Source organism: Actinoplanes sp. NPDC051537 (genome assembly GCF_055586105.1).
Genome location: NZ_JBVJIU010000002.1, coordinates 385,661 through 410,432 on the forward strand (window position 1 = coordinate 385,661; position 24,772 = coordinate 410,432).

Annotated in this window: 21 protein-coding genes; 6 read left to right on the forward strand and 15 right to left on the reverse strand. The window is 71.9% G+C overall.

Going from position 1 to position 24,772, the window contains the following annotated elements; all coding sequences use genetic code 11:
* The first annotated feature begins 13 nt into the window (after positions 1-13).
* Complete coding sequence (locus ACZ6TB_RS05530; protein ID WP_465550934.1) at positions 14-772, forward strand: hypothetical protein; 759 nt, start codon at positions 14-16, stop codon at positions 770-772.
* Here ACZ6TB_RS05530 and ACZ6TB_RS05535 read toward each other — a convergent pair.
* The 7 genes from ACZ6TB_RS05535 to ACZ6TB_RS05565 form a co-directional block, all read right to left on the reverse strand.
* On the reverse strand, positions 738-2,417 hold the full coding sequence (locus ACZ6TB_RS05535) for a caspase, EACC1-associated type (RefSeq protein WP_465550936.1): 1,680 nt from the start codon (positions 2,415-2,417) through the stop codon (positions 738-740). The two genes, ACZ6TB_RS05530 and ACZ6TB_RS05535, sit on opposite strands and share 35 nt — an antisense overlap.
* Positions 2,414-3,805 (reverse strand): hypothetical protein, encoded by a 1,392-nt coding sequence (locus ACZ6TB_RS05540; RefSeq protein ID WP_465550938.1) that lies wholly within the window; start codon positions 3,803-3,805, stop codon positions 2,414-2,416. Before ACZ6TB_RS05540 ends, ACZ6TB_RS05535 begins: the two co-directional genes overlap by 4 nt.
* Positions 3,806-3,971: 166 nt before the next feature.
* Complete coding sequence (gene narI / locus ACZ6TB_RS05545; protein WP_465550940.1) at positions 3,972-4,694, reverse strand: respiratory nitrate reductase subunit gamma; 723 nt, start codon at positions 4,692-4,694, stop codon at positions 3,972-3,974.
* The gene (gene narJ / locus ACZ6TB_RS05550) at positions 4,691-5,287 is read right to left on the reverse strand and encodes a nitrate reductase molybdenum cofactor assembly chaperone (protein ID WP_465550942.1); all 597 of its coding nucleotides are present in this window, start codon (positions 5,285-5,287) and stop codon (positions 4,691-4,693) included. The genes narI and narJ overlap by 4 nt, the downstream gene beginning before the upstream one ends.
* On the reverse strand, positions 5,284-6,939 hold the full coding sequence (narH, locus tag ACZ6TB_RS05555; RefSeq protein ID WP_465550944.1) for a nitrate reductase subunit beta: 1,656 nt from the start codon (positions 6,937-6,939) through the stop codon (positions 5,284-5,286). Before narH ends, narJ begins: the two co-directional genes overlap by 4 nt.
* The gene (locus ACZ6TB_RS05560) at positions 6,939-10,574 is read right to left on the reverse strand and encodes a nitrate reductase subunit alpha (RefSeq protein ID WP_465550946.1); all 3,636 of its coding nucleotides are present in this window, start codon (positions 10,572-10,574) and stop codon (positions 6,939-6,941) included. The genes narH and ACZ6TB_RS05560 overlap by 1 nt, the downstream gene beginning before the upstream one ends.
* The gene (locus ACZ6TB_RS05565) at positions 10,574-11,773 is read right to left on the reverse strand and encodes a nitrate/nitrite transporter (protein WP_465550948.1); all 1,200 of its coding nucleotides are present in this window, start codon (positions 11,771-11,773) and stop codon (positions 10,574-10,576) included. The genes ACZ6TB_RS05560 and ACZ6TB_RS05565 overlap by 1 nt, the downstream gene beginning before the upstream one ends.
* Positions 11,774-11,983: 210 nt before the next feature.
* On the opposite strand from ACZ6TB_RS05565, the gene ACZ6TB_RS05570 reads away from it, so the two are divergent.
* The 5 genes from ACZ6TB_RS05570 (at position 11,984) to ACZ6TB_RS05590 (ending at position 16,928) form a co-directional block, all read left to right on the forward strand.
* The gene (locus ACZ6TB_RS05570; protein WP_465550950.1) at positions 11,984-13,186 is read left to right on the forward strand and encodes a chitinase; all 1,203 of its coding nucleotides are present in this window, start codon (positions 11,984-11,986) and stop codon (positions 13,184-13,186) included.
* A gap of 89 nt (positions 13,187-13,275) precedes the next feature.
* Positions 13,276-13,842: a TetR/AcrR family transcriptional regulator gene (locus ACZ6TB_RS05575; protein WP_465550952.1), complete on the forward strand. Its 567-nt coding sequence runs from the start codon at positions 13,276-13,278 to the stop codon at positions 13,840-13,842.
* Positions 13,843-13,944: 102 nt separating this feature from the next.
* Positions 13,945-15,522 carry an MDR family MFS transporter gene (locus tag ACZ6TB_RS05580; RefSeq protein ID WP_465550954.1) on the forward strand — a complete coding sequence of 526 codons (1,578 nt, stop codon included), beginning with the start codon at positions 13,945-13,947 and terminating at the stop codon, positions 15,520-15,522.
* Positions 15,523-15,699: 177 nt separating this feature from the next.
* Entirely contained in the window at positions 15,700-16,236 is a 537-nt protein-coding gene (locus ACZ6TB_RS05585; protein ID WP_465550956.1) for a hypothetical protein, read from the forward strand.
* Positions 16,237-16,238: 2 nt separating this feature from the next.
* On the forward strand, positions 16,239-16,928 hold the full coding sequence (locus ACZ6TB_RS05590) for a hypothetical protein (protein WP_465550958.1): 690 nt from the start codon (positions 16,239-16,241) through the stop codon (positions 16,926-16,928).
* A 16-nt stretch (positions 16,929-16,944) separates the two neighbouring features.
* On the opposite strand, the gene ACZ6TB_RS05595 is transcribed toward ACZ6TB_RS05590, so the two are convergent.
* The 8 genes from ACZ6TB_RS05595 to ACZ6TB_RS05630 all read right to left on the reverse strand — a co-directional run bounded on the left by ACZ6TB_RS05595 (position 16,945) and on the right by ACZ6TB_RS05630 (position 24,690).
* On the reverse strand, positions 16,945-17,985 hold the full coding sequence (locus ACZ6TB_RS05595; protein ID WP_465550960.1) for an LLM class flavin-dependent oxidoreductase: 1,041 nt from the start codon (positions 17,983-17,985) through the stop codon (positions 16,945-16,947).
* A complete protein-coding gene (locus tag ACZ6TB_RS05600; RefSeq protein ID WP_465550962.1) occupies positions 17,982-19,271 on the reverse strand; it encodes an LLM class flavin-dependent oxidoreductase in 1,290 nt (429 codons plus the stop codon). Before ACZ6TB_RS05600 ends, ACZ6TB_RS05595 begins: the two co-directional genes overlap by 4 nt.
* Positions 19,268-19,963, reverse strand: coding sequence for an ABC transporter ATP-binding protein (locus tag ACZ6TB_RS05605; protein WP_465550964.1), 696 nt, complete (start codon positions 19,961-19,963; stop codon positions 19,268-19,270). The genes ACZ6TB_RS05600 and ACZ6TB_RS05605 overlap by 4 nt, the downstream gene beginning before the upstream one ends.
* Complete coding sequence (locus ACZ6TB_RS05610) at positions 19,939-20,769, reverse strand: ABC transporter permease (RefSeq protein ID WP_465550966.1); 831 nt, start codon at positions 20,767-20,769, stop codon at positions 19,939-19,941. The genes ACZ6TB_RS05605 and ACZ6TB_RS05610 overlap by 25 nt, the downstream gene beginning before the upstream one ends.
* Positions 20,766-21,812, reverse strand: coding sequence for an ABC transporter substrate-binding protein (locus tag ACZ6TB_RS05615; protein WP_465550968.1), 1,047 nt, complete (start codon positions 21,810-21,812; stop codon positions 20,766-20,768). The genes ACZ6TB_RS05610 and ACZ6TB_RS05615 overlap by 4 nt, the downstream gene beginning before the upstream one ends.
* A gap of 10 nt (positions 21,813-21,822) precedes the next feature.
* Positions 21,823-22,314 (reverse strand): flavin reductase family protein, encoded by a 492-nt coding sequence (locus ACZ6TB_RS05620; protein WP_465550970.1) that lies wholly within the window; start codon positions 22,312-22,314, stop codon positions 21,823-21,825.
* A gap of 76 nt (positions 22,315-22,390) precedes the next feature.
* Entirely contained in the window at positions 22,391-23,629 is a 1,239-nt protein-coding gene (locus tag ACZ6TB_RS05625) for an ROK family protein (RefSeq protein ID WP_465550972.1), read from the reverse strand.
* A 74-nt stretch (positions 23,630-23,703) separates the two neighbouring features.
* A complete protein-coding gene (locus ACZ6TB_RS05630) occupies positions 23,704-24,690 on the reverse strand; it encodes an aldo/keto reductase (RefSeq protein ID WP_465550974.1) in 987 nt (328 codons plus the stop codon).
* Between the last annotated feature and the right edge of the window lie 82 nt (positions 24,691-24,772).

Below are 24,772 nucleotides of genomic sequence, written 5' to 3' on the forward strand. Positions count from 1 at the left end.
ATATCGTGGCCCGATGCATCTCGTGCTCGCCGCCGCCCTCGTCGCGGCCACGCTCCCGGCGCCGACCGGGCTCACCTCGACCGGCGCCGGCCTGGTGAAACAGACGGTGAGTGTGGACGTGCCGGCCGGCTGGCGGATGACCCTCGACGGCCGGGATCCGCGCTACGCCGAGACGGTGCTGGTGCCGCAGGGCTTCTACAGCCGCGACGCGCCCGGCGAGGTCACCTTCACCCCGAAGCTCGGTTTCGTCGGCGCGGCCTCCCCGGTGACGATCCGGCTGGCCGGCCCACAGGATCAAACACGATTGCTGACGTACGCGGCGACGGTCACCCGCCCGGCCGCACCGGGCGCGCCGGACATCGCCTCGACCGGCCCCCGCGGCGCTCAACAGTCGGTGACGTTCACCGTGCCGGCCGGCGGCACGATCGGCTACCTCGATCCCCCGGAGACGCCGCGGGGCACGTTCGCCCTGGCGATGGCCTCGTCGATCGCGATCATGCCGGGCCACCCGCAGGACGACACCCTGATCGGCGTCAGCGGCACGGTGTTCTTCACGCCGGCGCGCGGCGTCTCGGGCCCGATCCCGCCGATCCGCTACCGCGTCACCGACGCGTACGGCCAGACCTCGGTGGGCCACTACGCGCCGGTCGTCGCCGGCTACCGCGAACGGGAGCCGGCGTTCCCGGCCAGGAACCGGCCGAGCGCGGCGGTCCCGCTCATCACCGCGCCGACCGGCCTCAGGGCAGGACCGGGGCGACCAAGGCGAGGCTGAACAGACCGCCCGCCGCGACCGACAGCAGGCCGCCGAGGCCGCGAGGGACGAGACATTGCTCGTACGTGTTGTCGCCCCACGCGTGGACGATGCCGTCGCGGCCGAGGGCCAGGCAGTGCGACTCCCCCGCGGACAGCCACGCGGCGCCGCCGGGCAGCCCGCGAGGCGCCCCGGCCGGCGCCCGGCCCCAGGAGAGGACCGTCCCGTCCCCGCGGACCGCCACGCTGTACGAGGCGCCGGCCGCGATCGCCACCACCCCCACCGCCTCGCGCGGCACGGTCGACTGCCCGTAGTCGTCGCGGCCCCACGCCGAGACCATCCCGCCGGCCTGCAGGGCCAGGCTGTGCGCGTCCCCGGCGGCGATCGCCATGACCTCGCGCAGGCCGCGCGGAACTCGAGCCTGGCCGTAGCGGTCGTCACCCCAGGCCGCGACCGTTCCGTCCGGGAGCAGCGCGAGGCTGTGCCACCCGCCCGCCGCCACCGCGAGGGCCCCGATCGGCCCCTTCGGCGGCCGCGCCTGGCCGTCGTTGTTGTTGCCCCACCCGGCGATCGAGCCGTCGTCGCGGATCGCCAGGCTGTGCGCGCCGCCCGCCGCGACGGCCCGTGCCCGGCCGAGACGCCGCGGCACGCGGGATTGGCCGAACGCGTTGTCGCCCCACGCGATGACCTCGCCGCCGGCGGTGCGCGCGAGCCCGTGGCGGTCGCCGGCCGCGATCTCCCGCACGCCGGAGAGCCCGGCCGGCACCGCCAGGCGGCCGAAGTCGACGGCCGACGCGAGCGCGAGCGCGATGCTCGGGTTGCGGCCGCCCCACCCGACGACGGTGCCGGAGGTGGGCACGGGCGGCGAGGGTGGCGGCGCGGGGACGGGCATCGGCACGTACGGCGGCGGGGCCGGCCGCGTCCGGGGCGTGGTCGCCGTGCGCGCGAGCCAGATCTGCCCCTCGACGCCGTAGCTCCACTGTTGCGGGGTCTGGTTGACGTCGTGCCGGCGGACGAAGTCGCACGCATAGCGGAAGGCGTCGTCGACCGAGATGCGCCCCGCGCCGTGCACATCCGCCGCGCCCGAGCGGATGCCGTCGATCAGCCCGGCCGTGAACACCGAGCCGGCGATGGCCGCGCCCGGCACCGCCCGGCCTTCGAACGAGTATTCGGTGGCGCGCGAGGCGGTCAGGACCACGCGGCCGCGGCCGGACAGCTCGGCCAGGCTGGCCGACACGTCCTCGCCGCCGCCCTTCGCCCCGTACGCGAACGCGCCGCTGTAGCAGCAGTCGAGCACCACCACCTGCTGCCGGGCCCGGCACTCCTCGAGCCGGTCCAGCAGCCAGGCCGCCTCGACGCCGGTCGCGGCGAGACGCGCGTGCATGGTGTCCGCGACCGCGAAGTGGAGCCGCCCCCGGGCGTCCCGCACCCCGTGACCCGAGAGGTAGACGACCAGCGTGTCGAGGCCGGGCCGGGCCAGGTGCTCATCGATGGCGAGCTTGCATTCCGGGCCGGTCGGGTCGGTGACCGACGTGACTTCGAAGCCGCCGATCGCGGGGTCGCCCAGCACCGCGGCCAGTTCGGTCGCGTCCCGGCCGGGCGACCGCAGGCGCCGGAAGCTCACGTCCCGGTACGCCGACGTGGCGACGATGAGGGCCGACCTCATGGGACGGCCGGCGCCGCCGCGAACCTCGTGCGCAGCCGGCGGCCCACGACGATCAGGGCGATCAGCGCCGTGCAGCCGATCGTCGCGACGCCGACGTGGTACATGCCGTACCCGAGCCAGCCGAGCGCCCCGAACAGCCAGCCGCCGAGGAAGACGCCGACCAGCGCGACGGCCAGCGTGTGCGAGGTGAGGTCGACGACGGTCTCGGCCAGCTCGGCGACCCGGAACGCGGACAGGGCCGTCCAGGCGAGCGTCAGCAGCCCGTACGCCACCGCGGCGTAGCCGGCCAGCCGCCCGAGGCCGGCGAGCGATCCGGCCTCCACGTAATCGACCTGCGCGCCGGAGAACCGCAGCACCAGCACCGCCCCGAGGAGCAGGCCGGCCGCCGGCGCAAGGATCATGCGCGTCGCGTTGAGGACGGACCGGAACAGCAACCGGGCCGCCCGCCGCGCGATTCCCCGAATGGCCGCGAACCACTTGATCAACCAATTCGCGATCGCGACCAGGATTCGCAGCGTCCAGTAGTAGAGCACATAGATCAATAAATCCGCGACGGTGAGAACGAGTTGCGTGGCGGTGTGCGAGAGGCCGTCGAGAAGGCGGTCGAGGGCCGACCGGCTGTGCGCCGTGGAACGGCCGCGATTGTCCCAGGAGGCCATTCTCGCCGGTCGCGCCGGCGGCCGGATCAGCCGGGACGCACGGTTCGACCAGCGCTCGGTGCCGAGGACGGCGGCGAACCCGCCCAGCGCGAGGGCGGCGAGGATGACGGCGAGCCCGGCGATCCAGGCCAGCGGCGTCGCGAGCCCGTGCGGGAGGCGCATCTCAGGGTGACCGCCGTACCCGGAGGCGGCGAGCCGGAGAACGCCGGTCGCGGCCGCGACGCCGAGCAGCGTCGCGATCAGGGCCGCCCCGCCGACGCCGCCCCCGGAGTCGGCCTTGCGGTTGGTCTCGGCCGCGAACCGCCCGAGCCGCACCGCCCAGCCCAGCGCCACCAGCAGCGCGAGGGCGGTGACGACCGGCTGGAAGGCGCCGCCGTGCGGGTGGTTCAGGACGAAGGCCAGCGCGCACGAGACGACCCAGCCCGCGGCGGCCGACCGCCCGGCAACCGGGAACGACCGCAGCGGCAGGACGACGACGGCCAGCCCGGCGGCGGCGAGCACCAGGAAGATCGGCAGCGGGCTGTCGAGCGAAGGGGCGACGAAGAAGCCGAGCGCCGTCACCACGCAGATCGCGGCCCCGAGAAGGTAGCGCGAACGGGGCGGGAGGCCGGCGAGGACGAGCAGTGCGCCGTGCGTACGGCAGAGCACACCGACGCCGGCGATCTTCGAAGTGTCGCAGTCGTCGCGGCCGCAGCCGCGCGTTTCCCGGGGGAAAGAAGAGGCGGTCATGGATTCCACCACCGATCAGGGGTGATTCGTAATGCGCCTCACTGTCCCAGCGGTTCGGTACCCGAGGTACGCCCATTCGGCCGAGCGTCCACAATCGATCGGCCGACCCCGGAGAGCGATGAAGGCAGCCATTCACCCGTTGGAGTGAATGGCCGCGAGAAAGGGACTATCGGATGCGTTCCCAGCCGCGGCGGGCGGGGCGGGCGCCGAGTTGGGCGTCGCGGCTGCGGTAGACGATGTAGGGGCGGGTCAGGTAGCCGAGCGGGGCCGAGAAGACGTGGACGAGGCGGCTGAACGGCCAGAAGGCGAAGAGCGCCCAGGCGGCCAGGACGTGCAGCCGGAAGCCGATCGGGGCGGCCTCGATGAGGCTCGTGTCGGGGCGCAGGTAGAAGATCGAGCGGAACCACGGCGCCACCGTCAGGCGGTAGTCGTGCGGATGGCCGGTGAGGTTGCCGAGGACGGTGGTGCCGAGGCCGAGCAGGATCGTGCCGATCAGCAGGACGTACATCGCCTTGTCGTTGGTGGTGGTCGCGGAGAAGACCGGGCCGACCGTGCGCCGGCGGTAGATCAGAATGGCGGCGCCGGCCAGGGTGCAGAAGCCGGCCACGGTGCCGAGCGTGACGGCGACGGCGTGGTACGCGGTCTCGCTGATCCCCACGGCATCGGTCCACGACTCGGGGATGAGCAGGCCGCCGACGTGGCCGAGGGCGACCAGCAGGATGCCGAAGTGGAACAGCGGGCTGCCGACCCGCAGCAGGCGGCGCTCGTAGAGCTGGGACGAGCGGGTGGTCCAGCCGAACTTGTCGTAGCGGTACCGCCAGATGTGACCGCCGATGAAGATCGCGATGCTCAGGTACGGGACGACGACGAACAGCAGCGTGGAGGTCACCGTGACGCTCCTTGGGAGTAGGGGGCCAGGCCGACCTTCTCGGCGGGCGGGCCCTGGGCGGCGAGCCGGGCCACGGCCGTGCGCTGGTCGCCGGCCAGGGCCGGGAGCGTTGCCGCGACCGAGTCGATGACGGCGGCCCACGGCGAGGCGGCGTCGTGCAGGGCCAGCCGCAGCAGTTCCAGCCCGGCCCGGTGCTCGGCCAGCAGCTGGGCGCCCGAGGCCGGGACGGCGGCGGCGTATTCGAGGACGACGGCGAGGTGATCGGGAAGCTCGTCGTCGGTGAGGGACAGGCCGGCCGCCGCGTACGTCTGCTTCAGCCCCAGCAGCGCCATGCCCCGATTGCGGGTGTCGCCGTGTGCGTAGTACGTGAGGAAGAGGCAGCAGCGCTTGCGATGGTCGAAAGTGGACACGTAGTCGGCGGTCAGCCGGGCCGCCGGCGTGGCCCGGGCGTGCGCGATGAAACGCAGCAGCGGCTCGCCGACCGGCTCCGGCAGCGTCCGGGCCGCCGACGAGAGCAGATCCAACCGGTCGTAGAGCACCGCGTCGGGGTAGCCGATCAGCAGGGACTGGCACTGCCAGGCGCGGGCGCTCACGAGTCGCGCCGGGGCGGGAAGAGGCCCTTGGGGCGGCCCTTGCCGTCCCAGTTCAGCAGGTTCACCCGTAGCTCCTTCTCGCCGGGGTCGACGACGGTGTCGCTGGTCTGGCGCTCGACCAGCATGTGGAAGTTCTCCACCGCGATCGGCGTCGTGCCGCCGGACGCCTCGCCGAACGGTCCCGATCCGCCCATGCCCGGGCCGCCCTCGTAGTCGAGGCTGCACTCGGTGGCCAGTTCCTCGAGCGAGTGGGCCTGCTCGGCGTGTGCGGGCGGGATGACGTAGCGCTCGTCGTACTTGGCCAGCGCCAGGAGGCGGTACATCTCGTACATCTGCTCGCCGGTCAAGCCGACCGCGGCCGGGATCGACTCGTCCGGGTCGCGCCCGAGGTTGATGTCGCGCATGTACGAGCGCATCGCCGCGAGCCGCCGCAGGACCGCGTCGACCGGCCCGGGATCGCCGGCCGTGAACAGCTGGGCCAGGTAGTCGACCGGGATGCGCAACGCCTCGATGGCGGCGAACAGGTTGCCGCGGTCCTCGGCGTCGTAGCCGGTGTCGCGCACGACGTCGACGACCGGGGACAGCGGCGGGATGTACCAGACCATCGGCATCGTGCGGTATTCCGGGTGCAGCGGGAGCGCCACCCGGTACTTGGTGATCAGCGCGTGCACCGGCGAGCGCTGCGCCGCCTCGATCCAGTCGCGGGGGATGCCGGCCCGCTCGGCCGCCGCCACCACGGCCGGGTCGCCGGGGTCGAGGAAGACCCCGCGCTGCGCCTCGTAGAGGTCCCGGTCGGACGGGACCGATGCGGCGGCGAGCACGGCATCCGCGTCGTACAGCATCAATCCGATGTAGCGCAGGCGGCCCACGCAGGTCTCCGAGCACACGGTGGGAATGCCGACCTCGATGCGCGGGAAGCAGAACGTGCATTTCTCGGCCTTGCCGGTGCGGTGATTGAAGTACACCTTCTTGTACGGGCAGCCGGAGACGCACATCCGCCAGCCCCGGCACTTGTCCTGGTCGACCAGCACGATGCCGTCCTCGGTGCGCTTGTAGATGGCGCCGGACGGGCAGGAGGCCGCGCAGGACGGGTTGAGGCAGTGCTCGCAGATCCGCGGCAGGTAGAACATGAAGGTTCGCTCGAACTCGAACTTCACCTTGCCGGCGATGGATTTCAGCAGCACGTCCTTGTCGCCGTGGTCGGGCGAGCCGCCGAGGTTGTCGTCCCAGTTCGCCGACCACGAGATCTTCATGTCCTGCCCGGAGAGCAGCGACTTGGGCCGGGCGACGGGCGTGTGCTCCTGCAGCGGCGCGTTGGTGAGCGTCTCGTAGTCGTACGTCCAGGGCTCGTAGTAGTCCTGGATGGCCGGCAGCTTCGGGTTGGAGAAGATGTGCAGCAGCTTGGAAAAACGTCCGCCGCCCTTGAGCGTGAGCCGGCCGCGCCGGTTCAGCGTCCAGCCGCCGCGCCACGTCTCCTGGTCCTCGTAGCGGCGCGGATAGCCCTGGCCGGGCCGGGTCTCGACGTTGTTGAACCAGACGTACTCGACGCCGCTGCGGTTGGTCCACGCCTGCTTGCAGGTGACCGAGCAGGTGTGGCAGCCGATGCACTTGTCGAGGTTCATCACCATCGCCATCTGGGCCATGACGCGCATCAGTACTCGACCTCCTGCGAACGGCGGCGGATGACGGTGACCTCGTCGCGCTGGTTGCCGGTGGGCCCGAGGTAGTTGAACGCGAACGACAGCTGGGCGTACCCGCCGATCAGGTGCGACGGCTTGATGAGCAGCCGGGTCAGCGAATTGTGGATGCCGCCGCGGCGGCCGTTGGTCTCGGTGCGCGGCACGTCGATCAGCCGGTCCTGGGCGTGGTGCATGTAGACCGTGCCCTCGGGCATCCGGTGCGAGACGACGGCGCGGGCGACCACCACGCCGTTGCGGTTGACCGCTTCGATCCAGTCGTTGTCGTGCACGCCGATCTTCGCGGCGTCCTCCTTGGACATCCAGATGAGCTGACCGCCGCGGGACAGCGACAACATGAACAGGTTGTCCTGATACTCGGAGTGGATGGACCACTTGTTGTGCGGCGTCAGATAGCGCACCGTGATGCCGAGCGCACCCTGGTCGCCGACCGCCGGCTCGCCGAACAGGGCGTGCATGTTCAGCGGCGGCCGGTACGTCGGCAGCCACTCCCCCAGCTCGGCCATCCAGTCGTGGTCGAGGTAGAAGGACTGCCGGCCGGTGAGCGTGTGCCACGGTTTGAGGCGCTCGACGTTGATGACGAACGGCGAGTAGCGCCGTCCCCCGGACTCGGAGCCGGACCACTCCGGCGACGTGATGACGGGCGTGGGCCGCGACTGGGTGTCGGCGAAGGTGATCTGCTTGCCCTCGTGCTCGGCCGCCAGGTCGGCCAGCTCCACCCCGGTCAGTTTCTCCAGGGTGCGGAAGCCCTGGGTCGCGAGCCGCCCGTTCGTGGTGCCGGAGAGCGCGAGGATCGCCTCGCACGCCTGCACGTCGCGGGCGATCGACGGCCGGCCGTTCGCCGCGACGCCGTTCTTCCGCCGCAGGTAGTCCAGTTCCTTGCCGACGTCGAAGGTGACGCCCTTGGTGCTGGCGCCGAGCGTGTCGAGCAACGGTCCCAGCGACGCCATCTTGTCGGCGATCGCGGTGTAGTCGCGCTCCACGGCGACGAGCTTCGGCATGGTCCGGCCGGGAATCGGCTCGCACTCGCCCCGTTTCCAGTCGGCGACCCGGCCGTACGGGTTGGCCATCTCGTCCGGGGTGTCGTGCAGCAGCGGCGCGGCGACCACGTCGGTCCGCGTGCCGAGGTGGTCCTGGGCGAGGGCGCTGAACGCGCGTGCGATGGTCATGAACGCGTCCCAGTCGGTACGGGTCTGCCAGGGCGGCGCGATCGCGGGGTTGAACGAGTGCACGAACGGGTGCATGTCGGTGGTGTTGAGGTCGTGCTTCTCGTACCAGGTGGCGGCCGGCAGCACGATGTCGGAGTAGATGGTGGTCGAGGTCATCCGGAAGTCGAGGGTCAGCAGCAGGTCGAGCTTCCCGGTCGGCGCCGGCTCCGGGAAATCCGGGGACTCGGTCGCGCGTACGGCGTTGTCCGTCCCCAGCAGATGGCGCAGGAAGTACTCGTTGCCCTTCGCCGACGAGCCGAGCAGGTTCGCCCGCCAGATGGTCAGCACCCGCGGGAAGTTCTCCGGGGCGTCCGGGTCCTCGCAGGCGAAGCGCAGGCTGCCGTCCTTCAGCCCGGCCACGATGTGGTCGGCGACCGGCTTGCCCGCCGCCTGCGCCTCGCCGGCGAGCTCGAGCGGGTTGCGATTGAAGTGCGGCACCGACGGCATCCAGCCCATCCGCGCCGACGAGGCGATCAGGTCGGCCGTGCTGCGCCCCGCGAAGGCGCCCTCCGGGCCGGTGGCCGAGAGGGTCGCGGCCGAGAACGGGTCGTACCGGTACTGGTCGGTGTGCAGATACCAGTACGCGGTCTGGATCATCTGGCGGCCCGGGCGCACCCAGTCGGAGGCGGTGCCGAGCACGCTGTAGCCGGTGATCGGGCGAACTTTCTCCTGCCCGACGTAGTGGCCCCAGCCGCCGCCGTTGACGCCCTGGCACCCGGTCAGCGTCGTGAGCGTGAGGAACGCCCGGTAGATCGTGTCGGAGTGGAACCAGTGGTTGGTCCCCGCCCCCATGATGATCATCGACCGGCCGCGGGACTCCTCGGCGTTGGTCGCGAACTCGCGGGCGATCCGCGCGGCGGCCGGGCCCGGCACGCCGGTGATCGTCTCCTGCCAGGCCGGGGTGTAGGGCTCGGCGGCGTCGTCGTACCCGCTCGGCCATTGTCCCGGGAGGCCGGGCCGGGACACGCCGTACTGGGCCAGCAGCAGGTCGTAGACCGTCGTGACCAGGTGCTCGCCGATGCGCCGCACCGGGACGCCCCGGCGCATCGTCGTCGCGTCCCCGTGGGCGGTGTCGAAGCGGGGCAGCACAACCGTGACCGCCGGTTCCCGGCCGCCGTCCGCGGAGAGCAGCGGTTCCACCGAGCCGAGGTCAAGGTTCCACGAGCCGGGTTTGCCGTACCGGTGGCCCAGCGAGCCGTTCGGCACCACCGGCATTCCGTCGCTGTCCAGCAGCACCGTCTTGAAGGCGGCGTTCTCGGCGCCGGCGAGCGCGCCCGGCAGCTGGGCCGCGGTCAGCATCTTGCCCGGCCGGTACGTCCCGTCCCCCGCGTCGTCCAGCGTCACCAGGAACGGCAGGTCGGTGTACTTGCCGACGTAGTCGGTGAAGTAGCTCGTCCGCCGGTCGACGAAGAACTCCTTGAGGATGACGTGTCCCATGGCCATCGCGAGCGCCCCGTCGGTGCCCGGCGCGGGCGCCAGCCACTCGTCGGCGAACTTCACGTTGTCGGCATAGTCCGGCGCGACGGCGATGACCTTCTGCCCCCGGTAGCGCGCCTCGGCCATCCAGTGCGCGTCCGGCGTCCGGGTGACCGGCAGGTTCGAGCCCCACATGATCAGGTAGCCGGCGTCCCACCAGTCCCCCGACTCGGGCACGTCGGTCTGGTCGCCGAACACCTGTGGCGAGGCAACCGGCAGGTCGGCGTACCAGTCGTAGAACGACAGCATCGCGCCGCCGATCATGTTGTAGAAGCGGGCGCCGGCCGCGTGCGACACCATCGACATCGCCGGGATCGGCGAGAAGCCGGCGAGCCGGTCCGGTCCGTACGCCTTGATCGTGTGCACGTGCGCGGCCGCGATCATCTCGGTCGCCTCGTCCCAGCTCGCGCGCACGAGCCCACCCCGGCCGCGCGCCGACTTGTAGCGCCGGGCCTTCTCCGGATCGCCGGTGATCTCCGCCCATGCGGCCACCGGATCACCCAGCCGCTGCCGCGACTCGCGGTACATCTCGAGCAGAATCCCGCGCACGTACGGGTACCGCACGCGCGTCGGCGAGTAGGTGTACCAGGAGAAGGCCGCCCCGCGCGGGCAGCCCCGCGGCTCGTACTCCGGCCGGTCCGGGCCGACGCTCGGGTAGTCGGTCTGCTGCGCCTCCCAGGTGATGATGCCGTCCTTGACGTACACCTTCCAGGAGCACGAACCGGTGCAGTTCACGCCGTGGGTCGAGCGCACCACCTTGTCGTGCGACCACCGGTCCCGGTAGAAGACGTCCGCCTGCCGGCCACCGATCTGGAACAGCGTCCGCCGGTCCTCCGACACCTCGCCCCGGGTGAAGAACCGGCGGGTGCCCACCAGCGCCTCGGTCAGCGGATCGTCGAGGCTCATCAGGCCACCGCCTTCACGTCGCGTCCACGCCCGACGGACAGGATGTCCAGCAGCAGCGCGGCGAACGCGACCACCGCCAGCAGCGCCAGGCCGAGCGCATAGTTGCTGTACTGCCCGTAGATGACGCCCATGACCAGCGGCGGCACGAAGCCACCGAGGCCGCCGGCCGCGCCGACCACGCCGGTGACCGAGCCGACCTGCTGGGCCGGGGCGCGCTGGGCGACGAGCGCGAACGTGGCGCCGCTGCCGATGCCGAGCGCGGCCGCCATGCCCAGGAACGCGATCGTCCCCAGGGGCGCCAGGTCGGGCGTGAACGACTGCACAATGGCGCCGGCCACGACGGTGGCGAGCGCGGCGCCGAGGACGCGGGCCGGCGGGGTCCGGTCGGAGAGCCAGCCGCCGACGGGCCGCATGATCACGGCGAGCAGCACGAAGCCGGCCATCCGGTTCGCGGCGTCGGCCTGGGTCAGCCCGTACGCGGTCTTCAGATAGGACGGAAGGTAGACGCTGAACGCGACGTATCCGCCGAAGGCGACCGCATACAGCGCCGAGGCCTGCCAGGTGATGCGCAGCCGCAGCGCCGAGGCGAGCCGGGCGGCCAGCGGCGCGGTCGGCACCGGGCGGTCCGGGGCGTCGCGCAGCACCAGGAAGGCGACCACGGCATAGCCGGCCAGGACGATGGCGGTCAGCACGAAGGGCGTCGCGGTGCCGTACGCGTTGACCAGCTTCACCGTGGTCAGCGCGCTGATCGCGGTGCCGCCCATGCCGGCGCCGAAGATGCCGACCGCGGTGCCGCGCCGCTCGGGCGGGAACCAGGCGTTCACGAACGGCACGCCGACGGCGAACGCGGTGCCGCCGATGCCGAGGAAGAACCCGCCGACCAGCAGCGCCGCCAGCGAGTCGTGCCCGAACAGCCCGAGGAACAGCACCGGCACGATGGTCGCCGCCGAGACCAGCGGAAACATGATCCGTCCGCCGAACCGGTCGGTGAGCGCCCCGACCGGGATGCGCCCCAGCGAGCCCACGATCACCGGCACCGCGACCAGCAGCGCCTGCTGGAACGAGCTCAGGTGCAGCGCCGTCGTGAACTTCACCGCCAGCGGGCTGAGCAGCGCCCAGGCCCAGAAGTTGACGGCGAAGCCGACCGTCGCGAGGGCGAGCATCAAGCCCGGCCGACCGGGCTGCCTACCAGCGTTCATCGACTCTTCCATCCGCGCCCGAGTCCGGCCCGCGGCCGGACTTCGTAGCTCAGGGTCTCGGGTCGAGTGGCGTCCGCGACAGGGACTTTGTACCCCAACCGGAGAGCCCCGGGACCCGATCAGGAAGACCGGGTGGACAGAACCGGTAAAGAATAAGAAACTTTGTTAAAGATTTTACCGCGGTCTATCCCCCTTCAACCGGGAGCACCCATGAAGAGACTGCTCATCGCCGGGGCCGGCGCCCTGGCCCTCGCCGCGACCGGCGTCGCGGTGGCCACCCAGGCCGACGCCGCCACCCTCACCAGCAACTGGTACGCCTCGGCGCCGTACCTGATGCCGTTCGACAACAGCCCGCCGGACCCGGTCGAGGTCATGAACGCGACCGGGCAGAAGGCCTTCCAGCTGGCGTTCATCCTCGCCCCCAACGGCGGCGGCTGCTCGCCGACCTGGGACGGCACCCGCGCCGTCTCCTCGGACACCGAGGCCGCCGCGATGATCAGCCGGATCCGGTCGAACGGCGGCGACGTCAGCGTCTCGATCGGCGGCTACGGCGGCACCAAGCTCGGTCAGACCTGCGGCAGCCCGGAGGCGACCGCCGCCGCGTACCAGCAAGTGGTTTCGAAATATGCCCTCAAGGCGATGGACTTCGACCTCGAGGAGCCCGAGTACGAGAACACCGCGGCCGTGCACAACGAGATCGGCGCGGCGCGGATCCTCCAGGCCGACAACCCGGGCCTGTACGTGTCGATCACCACCGCGGGAACGGCGGCCGGCACCGGCTGGTTCGGCACGCAGATGCTGAACGAGGCCAAGTCGCAGGGCTTCACGCCGGCGAACTTCTCGATCATGCCGTTCGACGGCGGCTTCAACGGCGGCGGCTCGCAGGTGTCGGCGCTCGAGGCGTTCCACACCATCCTGATGAACACCTTCGGCTGGGACAGCGCCACCGCGTACGCCCATGAAGGCATTTCTCAGATGAACGGCCGCAGCGACGCCGGCGAGTACTTCCGGCAGGCCGACTTCCAGACGACGCTCGACTACGCCACCAGTCACAAGCTCGCCCGCTACACGAACTGGTCGGTGAACCGCGACCGGCAGTGCGCCGACCCCAACCAGAGCACGACCTCGGGCACGTGCAGCAGCGTGCCGCAGACGCCGTGGGAGTTCACGAAGTACTCGGCGCGCTTCGCCGGCGCCACCCCGCCGACCACGATCCCGACGACGACGCCCACCACGCCGGGCGGGGGCGGCACCTGCACGATCGCCGCGTGGAGCGCCACCGCGGTCTACACCCAGGGCAACCAGGTGAGCCAGAACGGCCACAAGTACACCGCGAAGTGGTGGACGCAGAACGAGTCGCCCGCCACCCACAGCGGTCAATGGGACGTCTGGGCCGACAACGGCGCCTGCTGATCCCGTACGAGATGAGGGGCGCGCCGGTTTTCCGACCGGCGCGCCTTCACTGTTGGCTAGCCCGCCGTCAAGCTATCTAGAATGGCGGCATGGAACGCGTGGACCACCGGCGCACCGACACCCGCGACCGGATCCTCTCCGTCGCGCTGCGCCTGTTCGTCGAGCAGGGGTACGCGAACACGTCCCTGCGCGAGATCGCCGAGGAGCTCGGCGTGACCAAGGCCGCGCTCTACTTCCACTACAAGACCAAGGAAGACATCATCTCGGCCATCCTCCGCGGCTGGCTCGACGGCCTCGATGTCCTCCTCGACCAGGCGGAGCTCACCCCGTCCGGGCGTGAAGATCTCCTGCGACGGTACGCCGAGCACCAGGCCGCCTGGGGCCGAGAGCTGACCGAGCTGGTCCGGCAGAACCACACCGAGATCCTCGGCCTGCCGATCGGCACCGACATGCGCGCGGCGCAGGTTCGCCTGGTCACCGCCCTCGCCGGCGACGACCCGAGCGTCCTCGACTACACCCGGGCGATCACCGCGATCTCGACCGTCCAGCACATCAACGCCGCGGTGAAGCTCGGCATCGCCGACGACCAGGAAGCCCGGGCGGCCGCCCTCGTCGTGGCGCTCGAGGTACTGCGAGCCGGATCACCTTCCCGGTAATTAGCTTGACGGCTGGCTAGCTATATTTCTAAGCTTTTTACCTAGCCGGTCGATTAGCTAGTTCGCAAGGTGCCGGTAGTTCCGAGACGAGAGGCCGTTCCCATGGCCAAGCAAGAAAACGCTCCCGCCGGGCTGGGCTTCAGCCACCGCGAGATCCTGGTGACGATGAGCGGCCTGGTGATCGCCATGCTGCTCGCGATGCTCGACAACATGATCGTCGCACCGGCGCTGCCGACCATCGTCGGCGACCTCGGCGGGCTCGAGCACCTGGCCTGGGTGACGACCGGCTACATCCTGGCGACCACGATCGCCACGCCGATCTGGGGCAAGCTCGGCGACCTGTACGGGCGGCGGATCACCTTCGTCGCGGCGGTCTCGCTGTTCCTCGTCGGCTCGGCGCTCTGCGGCATGGCGCAGAACATGGCCGAGCTGGTCGCCTTCCGGGCCGTCCAGGGTCTCGGCGCCGGCGGCCTCGTGGTCGGCGTGCTGTCGATCATCGGCGAGATGATCCCGCCCCGCGACCGCAGCCGCTACCAGGGCGTCATGATGGCGGTCATGCCGGTCGCGCTGATCGGCGGCCCGCTGATCGGCGGCTTCATCACCGACCACCTGTCGTGGCGCTGGGCCTTCTACGTGAACCTGCCGCTCGGCGCCGTCGCGCTGGTGGTCGCCTGGATCACCCTGGCCCGCCTGCCCCGCGGCACCGGCCACGCCCGCATCGACTGGCTCGGCACCGGCCTGCTCACCGTCTGGATCACCTCGCTCGTCCTGATCGCCACCTGGGGCGGCACCCAGTACGACTGGACGTCGCCGCAGATCCTCGGCCTCGGCGCGCTGACCGTCGGCGGCCTGATCGCCTTCATCGCCGTCGAGCGCCGCCGCCCCGAGCCGATCATGCCGTTGCGCGTCTTCAAGAACCGCAACTTCGCCCTGGCCGGCGGCATCGCCTTCATCTCCGGCTTCGCCCTGTTCGGCGCGATCGGCTACCTCCCGCAGTACCAGCAGTTCGTGCAGGGCGCGTCGGCCACCAACAGCGGCCTGCTCCTGATGCCGATGATGATCGCGGTGATGGTCGTGAGCATCCTGGTCGGCAACGTGATCAGCCGCACCGGCCGCTACCGCATCTACCCGATCGCCGGCGCCGTCCTGGTGGCCATCGGCATGTTCCTGTTCACCACCGTCGGCCTCGGCACGTCCCAGACGACCACCGCGATCTACATGGTCATCCTCGGCGCCGGCATGGGCGGCATCATGCAGACCAGCACGCTGATCGCCCAGAACAGCCTGGACCCGCGCGACATGGGCGCCGGCACCGGCGCCTCGACCTTCCTGCGCAACATGGGAAGCTCGCTGGGCGTCTCCATCCTCGGCGCCATCTACGCCCACCACCTGACCGACACCATCGCCCAGTCCGGCGCCGCCGGCTCCGGCGCGGTCTCGACGTCGTCGATCACCCCCGCCGCCCTGCGCAACCTCCCCGAGGCCGCGCAGCACCTGTTCCAGCAGGCGGTCACCAACGGCATCACGAGCCTGTTCCTCTGGGGCAGCGCCGTGGCCGCCCTCGGCTTCGTGGTCGCCCTGTTCGTGAAGCATGTCCCGCTGCGCGGCAGCAAGCCCGCCGCCGGCGAGACCGCCCCCGCCACGGCCGCCGCCGCCCCGGTCGAGCAGCCGGTCGGCTGACCCACCCGCACCACCGCGCCGGGCGTCACCTCCTTCGGGGTGGCGCCCGGCGTCGTCATGTCCGTCTCCCCCGCCCGGCTCCCTCCTCGATGTCCCGGCCGGCCGGGAGAATCGCCCGCGGTGGTGGGGACACCCGCCTCATGCGGCGCGGCCCGCGGGCGGCCAAGGCTCGTTCCCATGACACGCACACGCCCGTTGTTGATCGCAGTGATGGCTTCGACCCTGCTCCTGCCGGCGTGCGGGAGCGACGGGTCCGGCGATTACCCGCCGGTCCGTCCCACCGTCCAGCCGCCCACCTCTCCCCGCGTGCCGGCAACCGAGCCCACCACGGCCGCCCCCGCCTCCCCGGCCGCCCCCGCCTCCCCGGCCGCCCCCGCCGCACCGGCCGCCCCGGCCGCGCCGGCCGCCCCCGCCGCGCCGCCGCGTTCGCGGGTGCCGCGGCAACTGGTCGGCACGTGGGGCGGCGGCTCGTGGAACGACTCGACCGGCGGCCGGAGCTACCGCTTCACCGCCGACGGCACGGTCACGTTCGCCTTCAACGGCGCCGAGATCACCGGCACCGTCGTCGTCGAGGAGACGACCATGACCCTCCATCTGGGCGCGCAGGACCTGACGATGAGCTGGTCATACGTCGACTGCGACGACCCGGCCGGCTACGGCTTCGCGTACAAGACCCTGATCCTCGACGGGCTGTCGTATGACCAGGACTGCTGACCATGACCGCGAAAGGCATCTTCGGCACGAGGTCGGTCGCGGTCGCCACCGTGGTCGGGCTCCCGGTGGCGGCGCTGTCGCTGTTCGTGGCGGTCTATCAGGCCGCCGGCGAGGGAAGCGCTACGCCGTCCACGACGATCACGTCCGCTTTGTCCCCGCCAACTCGGACCACGCCGGGATCGGCCTCGTCCCGGACGGCCGGGTCCCGATCGGCGTCGCCCGGCTCGCCGTCGCCCTCTTCGTCCACCTCGCCACGGAGCGTCAAGGCGACGCCGGTGACGCCGGTGACGCCGGTGACGCCGGTGACGCCGGTGACGCCGGTGACACCGGTGACACCGGTGACACCGAAGGTCCGCTGGACCGGCGACTCCTGGCTGAGCAGCGGCGGCCTGGATGTCGACACCCGGCCGCCGCAGCGCAAGGATGCGGGCTCGGATCTCCGCAAGGACTACTACACCGAGGTCACCCCCGGCGGCGGCGCCCGGCTGGAGCGCCGGCTCGGCGACGGGGAGCCGGGCTATCAGCAGTGCCGTACCGCCGCCGAGGCCGACCCGGGACTGCCGCTGTTCGACCTGCCCGAGGGCGGCTGGTTCTGCGTCTTCAGCACGGAGGGCCGCGTCGCCGCCGCGCGTTTCCTCGGCCTCGACGACGCGGGCCGATCCGGATTTCGCATCACCGTCTGGGAGCGATGACCGGCCCGCGGCGCGGTCAATGCAGGACGGGGGTGAGGCGGTCGATCAGGGCGTCGCCGACGCGGGCCGTCTCCTGCTTGTAGGGGGTGTCGGACAGGACGAAGTGGGTGACGCCGAGGTCCGCGTAGCGGCGCAGCGCGGCGGCCACGTCGTCGGGCGAGCCGACCAGCCAGGTGGTGCCCGCTCCCCCGCCGCCGTGCCGGGCCGGCGCGGTGTAGAGACACGTGTCGAGCACGTCGCCGCGGGCGGTCAGGTCGAGCAGGCGCTGCTGGCCCACGGCCGGGCCGCGCAGCTGTTCGGTTCGTGGCGCCATCGCGGACACCTTCGCCTCGGCGTCACGCCAGGCCTCCTCGGTGGTGGCGCGGACCAGCGTGGTGACGCGCAGGCCGAACTCCAGCGGCGGCAGGTCGCGGCCCAGCGTCCCGGCCAGGCCGCGCAGCCGGTCGATGCGCTCGGCGATGCCGTCCAGGGGCTCGCCCCAGAACAGCTGCACATCGGCCTCGGTGGCGGCGACCCGCTCGGCCGCCGCCGACGCGCCGCCGAAGTAGAGGCGCGGGCCGGTTCCGCGGGGCCGGGGCACGACGGTCGAGTCCGTCACGTGGAAGTGCTCACCGGCGAAGGTGACGCTCTCCTCGGTCCACAAGCGACGGACCAGGCGCATGAACTCCTTGGTGCGCGCGTACCGCTGGGCCTGGTCGCCCTCGGCGTCGCCGTATGCGGCCAGGTTGTCCTGCCCGCTCACGATGTTGACGAGCAGCCGGCCGCCGCTGAGGTGGTCGAGGGTCGCGGCCGCGCCGGCGAAGTGGGCCGGCTGCCAGTAGCCGGGCCGGATCGCCGCCAGCGGCCGGAAGGTGGTGGTGCGCGCGGCGATCGCGGTGGCCACCGTGAACGTGTCCGGCCGCCCCCAGCCGGTGCCGATCAGCGCGCCCTGCCAGCCGTGCTCCTCGGCGGTGCGGGCGAGCTCGACCGAGTGCTCGAGCGTCCCGTAGCCGGCCACCGCGTCGTCCCCGCGATGCCCGGGCTCGACCGTGTTGGGGATGTACCAGAGAAAGGTCATGGCCGCGCCAGCCCGTAGTGGTCGCGCAGGGTGGTGCCGGTGTATTCGGTGCGGAAGAGGCCTCGCTCCTGGAGGATCGGGACCACCTTGTCGACGAAAGCCGACAGGCCCGACGGCAGCACGGCGGGCATGATGTTGAAGCCGTCGGCGGCGCCGTTGTCGTACCAGTCCTCGATGGCATCGGCGACCTGGACCGGGGTGCCGGTGAAGGTGCGGTGGCCGCGTCCGCCGCCGAGCCGGGCAATGAGCTGCCGCACGGTCAGGTGCTCGCGGCGGGCCAGGTCGACGATCAGCGTGTACCGGCTCTTCGCGCCCTCGATCTCGGCCTCGGCGGGCAGGTCGTCCGGCAGCGGCGCGTCGAGATCGAGTCGCGTCCGGAACAGCTCTTCGAGGTGCCGCAGCGCGTACGCCGGACTGATCAGCCGTTCCAGCTCGGCCTCGAGCTCGCGCGCCTCGGCCTCGGTGTCGCCGATGACCGGCACGATGCCAGGCAGGATCTTGACGCCGGACGGGTCGCGGCCCAGGTCGGCGGCGCGCTTCTTGAGGTCCTGGTAGAACGCCTGGGCTTCGTCCAGGGTCTGCTGCGCGGTGAAGACGGCCTCGGCGTGCCGGGCCGCGAACTGCTTGCCGTCCTCCGACGAGCCGGCCTGCACCAGCAGCGGATGGCCCTGCGGTGAGCGCGGTACGTTGAGCGGTCCGTCGACCCGGAAGAACCGGCCGCGATGGTTGACGGCCCGCACCTTGGCGGCGTCGGCGTGAACGCCGGCCGCCTTGTCGGCGAGGATCGCGTCGTCGGCCCAGCTGTCCCACAGCCGGGTGGAGACCTCGACGAACTCGGCCGCCCGCTCGTAGCGCTCGCGGTGCAGGGGCACGTCGTCGAGGCCGAAGTTGCGGGCCGCGTCGGCGCCCGCGGTGGTGACGATGTTCCAGCCGGCCCGGCCGTGCGAGACGTGGTCGAGCGAGGCGAACCGGCGGGCCAGGTTGTAGGGCTCGTTGTACGACGTCGACGCCGTCGCGATCAGTCCGATGTGCTCGGTCACGCCGGCCAGCGCGGTCAGCAGGATGGTGGGCTCGAGCTTACCGGCCGGCCGCCGCCCGGGATCGCCCATCTGCACGGGGCTGTCGGCGAGGAAGACCGAGTCGAGCTTGCCGCGCTCGGCGATCCGGGCCAGGTTCTGGAAGTGCTTCACGTCCCAGCTCGCGTACGGGTCGCTCTCCGGCAGCCGCCACGACGCCTCGTGGTGGCCGACGCCCATGAGGAAGGCGTTGAGGTGCAGCGTGGTCACTGGTGTACCCCCAGACCGTCGAGAAGGAAGGCGCGCAGCTCGGCCGGGGACCGGTCGACGCGTACGTCCGCATGAATGACGCCGTGGTCGAGCAGGATCACCCGGTCGGCGAGCGCGATCGCTTCGTCGACGTCGTGGGTGACCAGCAGCACCGCCGGCTTGTGCGTCGCGCAGAGCTTCCGTAGCAGCGCGTGCATCTTGAGGCGGGTCAGCGCGTCCAGCGCCCCGAACGGCTCGTCGGCCAGCAGGAGCTGGGGCTCGCGGACCAGCGACCGGGCCAGTGCGGCTCGCTGCTGCTCGCCGCCGGAGAGCTGATGGGGCCAGGCCCGCTCGCGGCCGGCCAGCCCGGCCTCGGCCAGCGCCTGCCGGCCTCGTGCATCGGCGTCGGCGCCCCGCAGGCCGAACACGACGTTGTCCAGCACCCGCTTCCAGGGCAGCAGGCGGGAGTCCTGGAACACCACCGAGACGGCGTCGGGGACGGCGATCCGGCCGTGCCCGGCGACGTCGCGGTCGAGGCCGGCCAAGGCCCGCAGCAGGGTGCTTTTGCCGGTGCCGGAGCGGCCGATCAGGGCCACGAACTCGCCGGGCGCGATGTCCAGGTCGAGTCCGTTCAGCACGCCACCGTTGCGGCTGAAGGAGCGGTGCAGATCGCGTACGCGAACCGCGGTCAGCTCTCCAGTGTCCGTCGCCATGACAATGCCCTCCTCTCGGTGAGGCGCACCGCGGTGTCGGCCAGGAAGCCGAAGATGCCGTAGATGACCAGGCCGACGACGATGACGTCGGTCTGCCCGTACTCGCCGGCGAGGGTCATCATGTGGCCGATGCCGGCGGTGGCGTTGTACTGCTCGACGACGACCAGGCCGAGCAGCGACGAGGTGACGGCGAAGCGCAGCCCGAGCAGGAAACCGGGCAATGCGCCGGGCAACACCACGTGCCGGACGAACTCGCCGCGCGAGATGCCGATGGTCTCGGCCAGCTCGGCGTAGCGGCCGTCGATGCCGCGCAGGCCGTTGTGAGTGTTGATGTAGATCGGGATCAGCGTGATGAGGGCGATGGTGACGACCTTCATCTCCTGGCCGATGCCGAACCACGCGATGAACAGTGGGATGAGCGCGAGCGTCGGGATCGACCGCTTGATCTGGATCGGGCCGTCCACCAGGGATTCGCCGATCCGGGAGAGGCCGGAGACAACGGCGAGAAGCGTTCCCCCGAGTACGCCGAGGGCGAGCCCGAGCACGGCCCGGTGCAGTGACGAGAGGATGTCGCCGAGCAGGTCGTGCTCGACCCATTGGGTGCGGAACGCCTCGACCACGTCCCAGGGCGCGGTCAGGATCGCGGGGCTGACCAGCCCGGTGGCCGATCCGGCGGCCCAGGCGGCGAGCAGGACGACCGGGCCGACCCAGAAGGCGAACCGGATCCGCGGTCCCGGGCCCAGCCGGCGGCGTACGACTCTGGCATCCGCCTTGTCGTTGATCTTCGTGACGAGGACGGTGGTCATGCCGCATCACCGCTGACTACCTTGCCGGCGGCGGCGTCCGCCTCGACCTTCTCGAAACGGCGGTCGACCAGCGTACGTACGTCGAGCTTGTCGTGTTTCTGCTCGGTGGCCAGCAGGTCGGCGGTCTCCTGGAGCCGGGTCTGCGCGTTGTCCCAGGTGGCCGGGATGCCCTTGTCGCCGCCCACGTCGAGGTAGGCCTTCGCATCGGCCGCGCTGAGCCCCTGAACGGCCTGGAGGTAGGCCTTCGCGTACTCGTCGGGGTGGTCGTTCTGCCAGAGCAGCGCCCTGGCCCGCACGGCGACGTACGCCTTGAGCGCCGCGGCTTTCCCGGCGTCCCGCACCGACTTGGTCAGGCAGTAGAGCGTGGACGCGTCGTCCCGGATGCCGGTCCTGATCGAGCCGGCGCCGGGGTACTTGCCCTGGTATCGGGCCAGGATCGAGGAGCCGAGCGGGGCGACGTCGACCGCCCTGCTGCCCAGCGCCGTCGGGTAGGAGTCGCCGTTGCTGGTCAGGTCGACCAGGGTCACGTCCTTCTGGGTGAGCCCGGCCTTCTGCAGCACGCGCAGGACCAGCGCGCCTTGCGCCTGACCGGCGCTGTAGGCGATATTCTTGCCGCGGAGATCGGCCAGGGAGGCGACCCTCACCCCGGGCGCGATTCCCAGCTCGTACGTCGGATGCTGTAGCGGGTCGAGAGTGACCGACTGGAAGACGATCCTCGTCGAGGTGCCCGTCCAGGCGGCGAACAGTGACGGGATGTCGGCGACCGCGCTGCAGTCGAGCTTGTCGCCGCGGAACGCCTGGATGCTCTGCGGGCCGCCGCTGATGTTGGCCCACTCGACGGTCACGCCCGCGCCGGCCAGTTCCCGGTCGAGCCCGGAGGCGGTGAGGATGGCCTGGATCGACGGGTCGCCGATCCGGAGCTCAGTGCCGCTGGGGATCTGTTCCGGCAGCGCCGCCGTCAGTTCCAGGGTCGCCGCGGAGCTCGTGCCGCCGCAGGCGGATATGACGAACAGGGCCGTCAGGGCGGCCAGGGCCTTTTTCATGACCGTCCTCTCACAGGGCGTGGTAGCTGCCGTCGTGGTAGAGCAGCGGGGGGTGGTGGCCGGCGAGCTCGGCCTCCTCGACGCGGCCGATGACCAGGTGCGAGCCGCCGGCCGGGAGGCGGTGCTCGATCGCGATCCGCAGCCAGGCGGCTACGTCGTCGAGAACGGGCTCGCCGGTGGGCAGCCGGCGCCAGCGGGTGGGCGCCGCGAACCGGTCGATGCCGCTGGTGGCGAACGTGCGGGCGGTGACCGCGTGCGCGGCGCCGAGGAGGTGCACGACGGCGGTGCGGGCGTCGCGCAGGTGCGGCCAGATGGATGCGGTCGCGTTGATGCCGAACGACAGCAGCGCCGGATCGGCGGACAGCGAGGCGAGCGACGTGACGGTGACGCCGGCGGCGCCGCGTCCCGCGTCGGTGGTCACGACCGCGACGCCGGCCGGGTGCCGGCGGAAGACCTGCCGGAACAGCGTGGCGTCGACCTGGGCGGGGGTTACGGTGGTCATGAATTCATAGTATGGCTATAGGATTAGTAGGCAAGTTTGCGCCGAGCTGAATTAACGGTCATCCATGTGAGCCGGGTCACTCGAGGGGATGCGCATAGACCCCGTCGAGCGCGACGGCGCCGCCCGCCACGGCCAGGACGTCGCCCGGAAAGCTGGTGCGGCGCACGATCCGCGCCGCGTCGGCGCCGGCCGCCGACCAGGCCGCGGTCTCGGCGCGCAGGGTGGCGAGGCAGGAGTCGAGCCGGTTCACGCCGGCCTCGGCGACGACCAGGACCTCGGGGTCGAAGAGATCGAGCAGCAGCGCGGCGGCGCGCCCGACGAGGCGGGCACGCTCCTCGAGGAGCGCGAGGGCCGCGGCGGCTGCGCTCCGGGCCGGGTCTCCACCCGGCGCGGGGATTCCACCCGGCGCGGGGATTCCGCTTCGGGCCAGGTCGATCAGGGCGCGCAGCTCGGGGCGGTCGATCAGGCCGGCGGCGACGGCACGGCGGACCAGGGTGCGTTCGGAGACGGCGGCCTGCAGGCAACCGGTGCGGCCGCAGGCGCAGAGCTCGGCGCAACCCTCGACCGGGAGGTGCGCGACCGCGCCGGCGGCGGAGCGTGGTCCCTGATGGACGGCGCCGCCGGTGGCGAAGGCGACGTCGACCACGTTGCCGACGAAGAGGTGGACGGCGCTTCCTCGTACGCGCCGGGTGGTCGCTCCGAAGAGCTGCTCGGCGCGCAGCAGCGCGCGCGAGTTGCAGTCGGCCCGCACCGGCAGGCCGGTGGCGGCGGCCAGCGTGGCGGCGACCGGCACGTGCTGCCAGCCCAGGATGTTGTGGTCGACGACCGTGCCGTTGGCGGCGTCCACCCAGCCGCCGGTGGCCAGCCCGAGGCCGAGGATCGTGCGGCCGGCGGCGTGCTCCCGGCGCAGCGCGCCGACCCGGGCGGCGAGCGCGGCCAGAACGCTGCGCGGGTCGCGGGCGCCGTGCGGGTCCTGGCGCTGGGCGATAACCCGGCCGCGCAGATCGAGCAGCGCCACCGTGGTGCGCGGGACGGCGATGTGCGCGCCGATGACGGCGACGCCGTCCGGCTCGATGTCCAGCGGCACGTGCGGACGGCCGTTGCCGGGCGGGCCGGCCGCCTCCGGGACCTCGCGCACCAGGCCGGCGTCCACCAGGGACGCCACGATGCCGGTCACCGAGGCGGCCGAGAGCCGGGACGCCCGTGCCACCGAGCTGCGGGCGATCGGGCCGTGGTCGAGGATCGCCCGCAGCACCGCCGCCGCCGAGTCCCGGGTCGGCCGGGACTCGGCCACCGGGAGATCGCGCCGGATCATGCGCCGAGGCTAGCGTCGATTTCCCCGCGGTACCGCGTTCTGTCACGACACGTTTTACGGTCGGTAACGTCCGCTCAATTCCCGACGCCGAGGCTCGCCATGAACGCCGCCGGGTAGCGGTCGCCGCGGGCCGAGCCGGCCGGGATCGCCTTCTCGATCTCGGCGCGGTCGTCGGGCGAGAGCCGCACGTCGAGCGCGGGCAGGGCCTCCGCCAGCCGGGCCCGGGTGCGGGCGCCGACCAGCGGCACGATGTCGTCGCCCCGGGCGGCCACCCAGGCGATGGCCAGCTGGGCGACGGTGCAGCCCCTCGCCTCGGCGACCCGGCCCAGCGCCTCGACCAGGGCGAGGTTGTGCTCGACGTTGCCGGCCGAGAACCGGGGGCTGCGGTTGCGCGGGTCGTCCGGGCGGCCCGGACGCCAGGTGCCGGAGATCAGGCCACGGCCCAGGACCCCGTACGCGGTCAGGCCGATGCCCAGCTCCCGCAGGGTGGGCAGCACCTCGGCCTCGACCGCCCGGGAGAGCAGCGAGTACTCGATCTGAAGGTCGGCGATCGGGTGCACGGCGTGCGCCCGCCGGATGGTCTCCGCGCCCACCTCGGAGAGGCCCACGTAGCGCACGTAGCCCGCGTCGATCATCTCCTTGATCGCGCCGACCGTGTCCTCGATCGGCACCCGCGGGTCCAGCCGCGCGGGACGGTAGATGTCGATGTGGTCGACGCCGAGCCGGGTCAGTGAGTACGCGAGGAAGTTGCGCACCGACTCGGGCCGGCCGTCCTGCCCGGCGAAGCGCATGCCCGGGCCGACCTGCTGGCCGAACTTGACGCTCAGCAGGTAGTCGTCGCGGTTCCGGCCGTGCAGCGCCTCGGCCAGGAGGAGCTCGTTGTGGCCCATGCCGTAGAAGTCGCCGGTGTCGATCAACGTGATCCCGGCGTCCAGCGCGGCGCGCACGGTGGCGATGCTCTCGTCGCGGTCGGCCGGCCCGTACGCACCCGACATGCTCATCGCGCCGAGGCCGAGGGCGGAGACGGCCCGGCCGGTGGTTCCCAGAGTTCGTGTCTGCATGTCACCACCGTGCCGCCGTTGCGGGCGGCGCGGGAGCGGAGCGCTCATCGTGGGAGAGCCACTCCCTGGCTGGGCGACCGGG

Excerpts from the sequence above, each read along its gene's own strand:
- ACZ6TB_RS05540 (WP_465550938.1), bottom strand. The coding sequence starts at position 3,805 with ATGACCGCCTCTTCTTTCCCCCGGGAAACGCGCGGCTGCGGCCGCGAC.
- ACZ6TB_RS05605 (WP_465550964.1), bottom strand. The coding sequence starts at position 19,963 with ATGGCGACGGACACTGGAGAGCTGACCGCGGTTCGCGTACGCGATCTG.
- ACZ6TB_RS05590 (WP_465550958.1), top strand. The coding sequence starts at position 16,239 with ATGACCGCGAAAGGCATCTTCGGCACGAGGTCGGTCGCGGTCGCCACC.
- ACZ6TB_RS05575 (WP_465550952.1), top strand. The coding sequence starts at position 13,276 with ATGGAACGCGTGGACCACCGGCGCACCGACACCCGCGACCGGATCCTC.
- ACZ6TB_RS05535 (WP_465550936.1), bottom strand. The coding sequence starts at position 2,417 with ATGAGGTCGGCCCTCATCGTCGCCACGTCGGCGTACCGGGACGTGAGC.
- ACZ6TB_RS05615 (WP_465550968.1), bottom strand. The coding sequence starts at position 21,812 with ATGAAAAAGGCCCTGGCCGCCCTGACGGCCCTGTTCGTCATATCCGCC.
- ACZ6TB_RS05630 (WP_465550974.1), bottom strand. The coding sequence starts at position 24,690 with ATGCAGACACGAACTCTGGGAACCACCGGCCGGGCCGTCTCCGCCCTC.
- narH (WP_465550944.1), bottom strand. The coding sequence starts at position 6,939 with ATGCGCGTCATGGCCCAGATGGCGATGGTGATGAACCTCGACAAGTGC.
- ACZ6TB_RS05595 (WP_465550960.1), bottom strand. The coding sequence starts at position 17,985 with ATGACCTTTCTCTGGTACATCCCCAACACGGTCGAGCCCGGGCATCGC.
- ACZ6TB_RS05580 (WP_465550954.1), top strand. The coding sequence starts at position 13,945 with ATGGCCAAGCAAGAAAACGCTCCCGCCGGGCTGGGCTTCAGCCACCGC.
- ACZ6TB_RS05610 (WP_465550966.1), bottom strand. The coding sequence starts at position 20,769 with ATGACCACCGTCCTCGTCACGAAGATCAACGACAAGGCGGATGCCAGA.
- ACZ6TB_RS05560 (WP_465550946.1), bottom strand. The coding sequence starts at position 10,574 with ATGAGCCTCGACGATCCGCTGACCGAGGCGCTGGTGGGCACCCGCCGG.
- ACZ6TB_RS05530 (WP_465550934.1), top strand. The coding sequence starts at position 14 with ATGCATCTCGTGCTCGCCGCCGCCCTCGTCGCGGCCACGCTCCCGGCG.
- ACZ6TB_RS05565 (WP_465550948.1), bottom strand. The coding sequence starts at position 11,773 with ATGAACGCTGGTAGGCAGCCCGGTCGGCCGGGCTTGATGCTCGCCCTC.
- ACZ6TB_RS05625 (WP_465550972.1), bottom strand. The coding sequence starts at position 23,629 with ATGATCCGGCGCGATCTCCCGGTGGCCGAGTCCCGGCCGACCCGGGAC.
- ACZ6TB_RS05620 (WP_465550970.1), bottom strand. The coding sequence starts at position 22,314 with ATGACCACCGTAACCCCCGCCCAGGTCGACGCCACGCTGTTCCGGCAG.
- ACZ6TB_RS05570 (WP_465550950.1), top strand. The coding sequence starts at position 11,984 with ATGAAGAGACTGCTCATCGCCGGGGCCGGCGCCCTGGCCCTCGCCGCG.
- ACZ6TB_RS05585 (WP_465550956.1), top strand. The coding sequence starts at position 15,700 with ATGACACGCACACGCCCGTTGTTGATCGCAGTGATGGCTTCGACCCTG.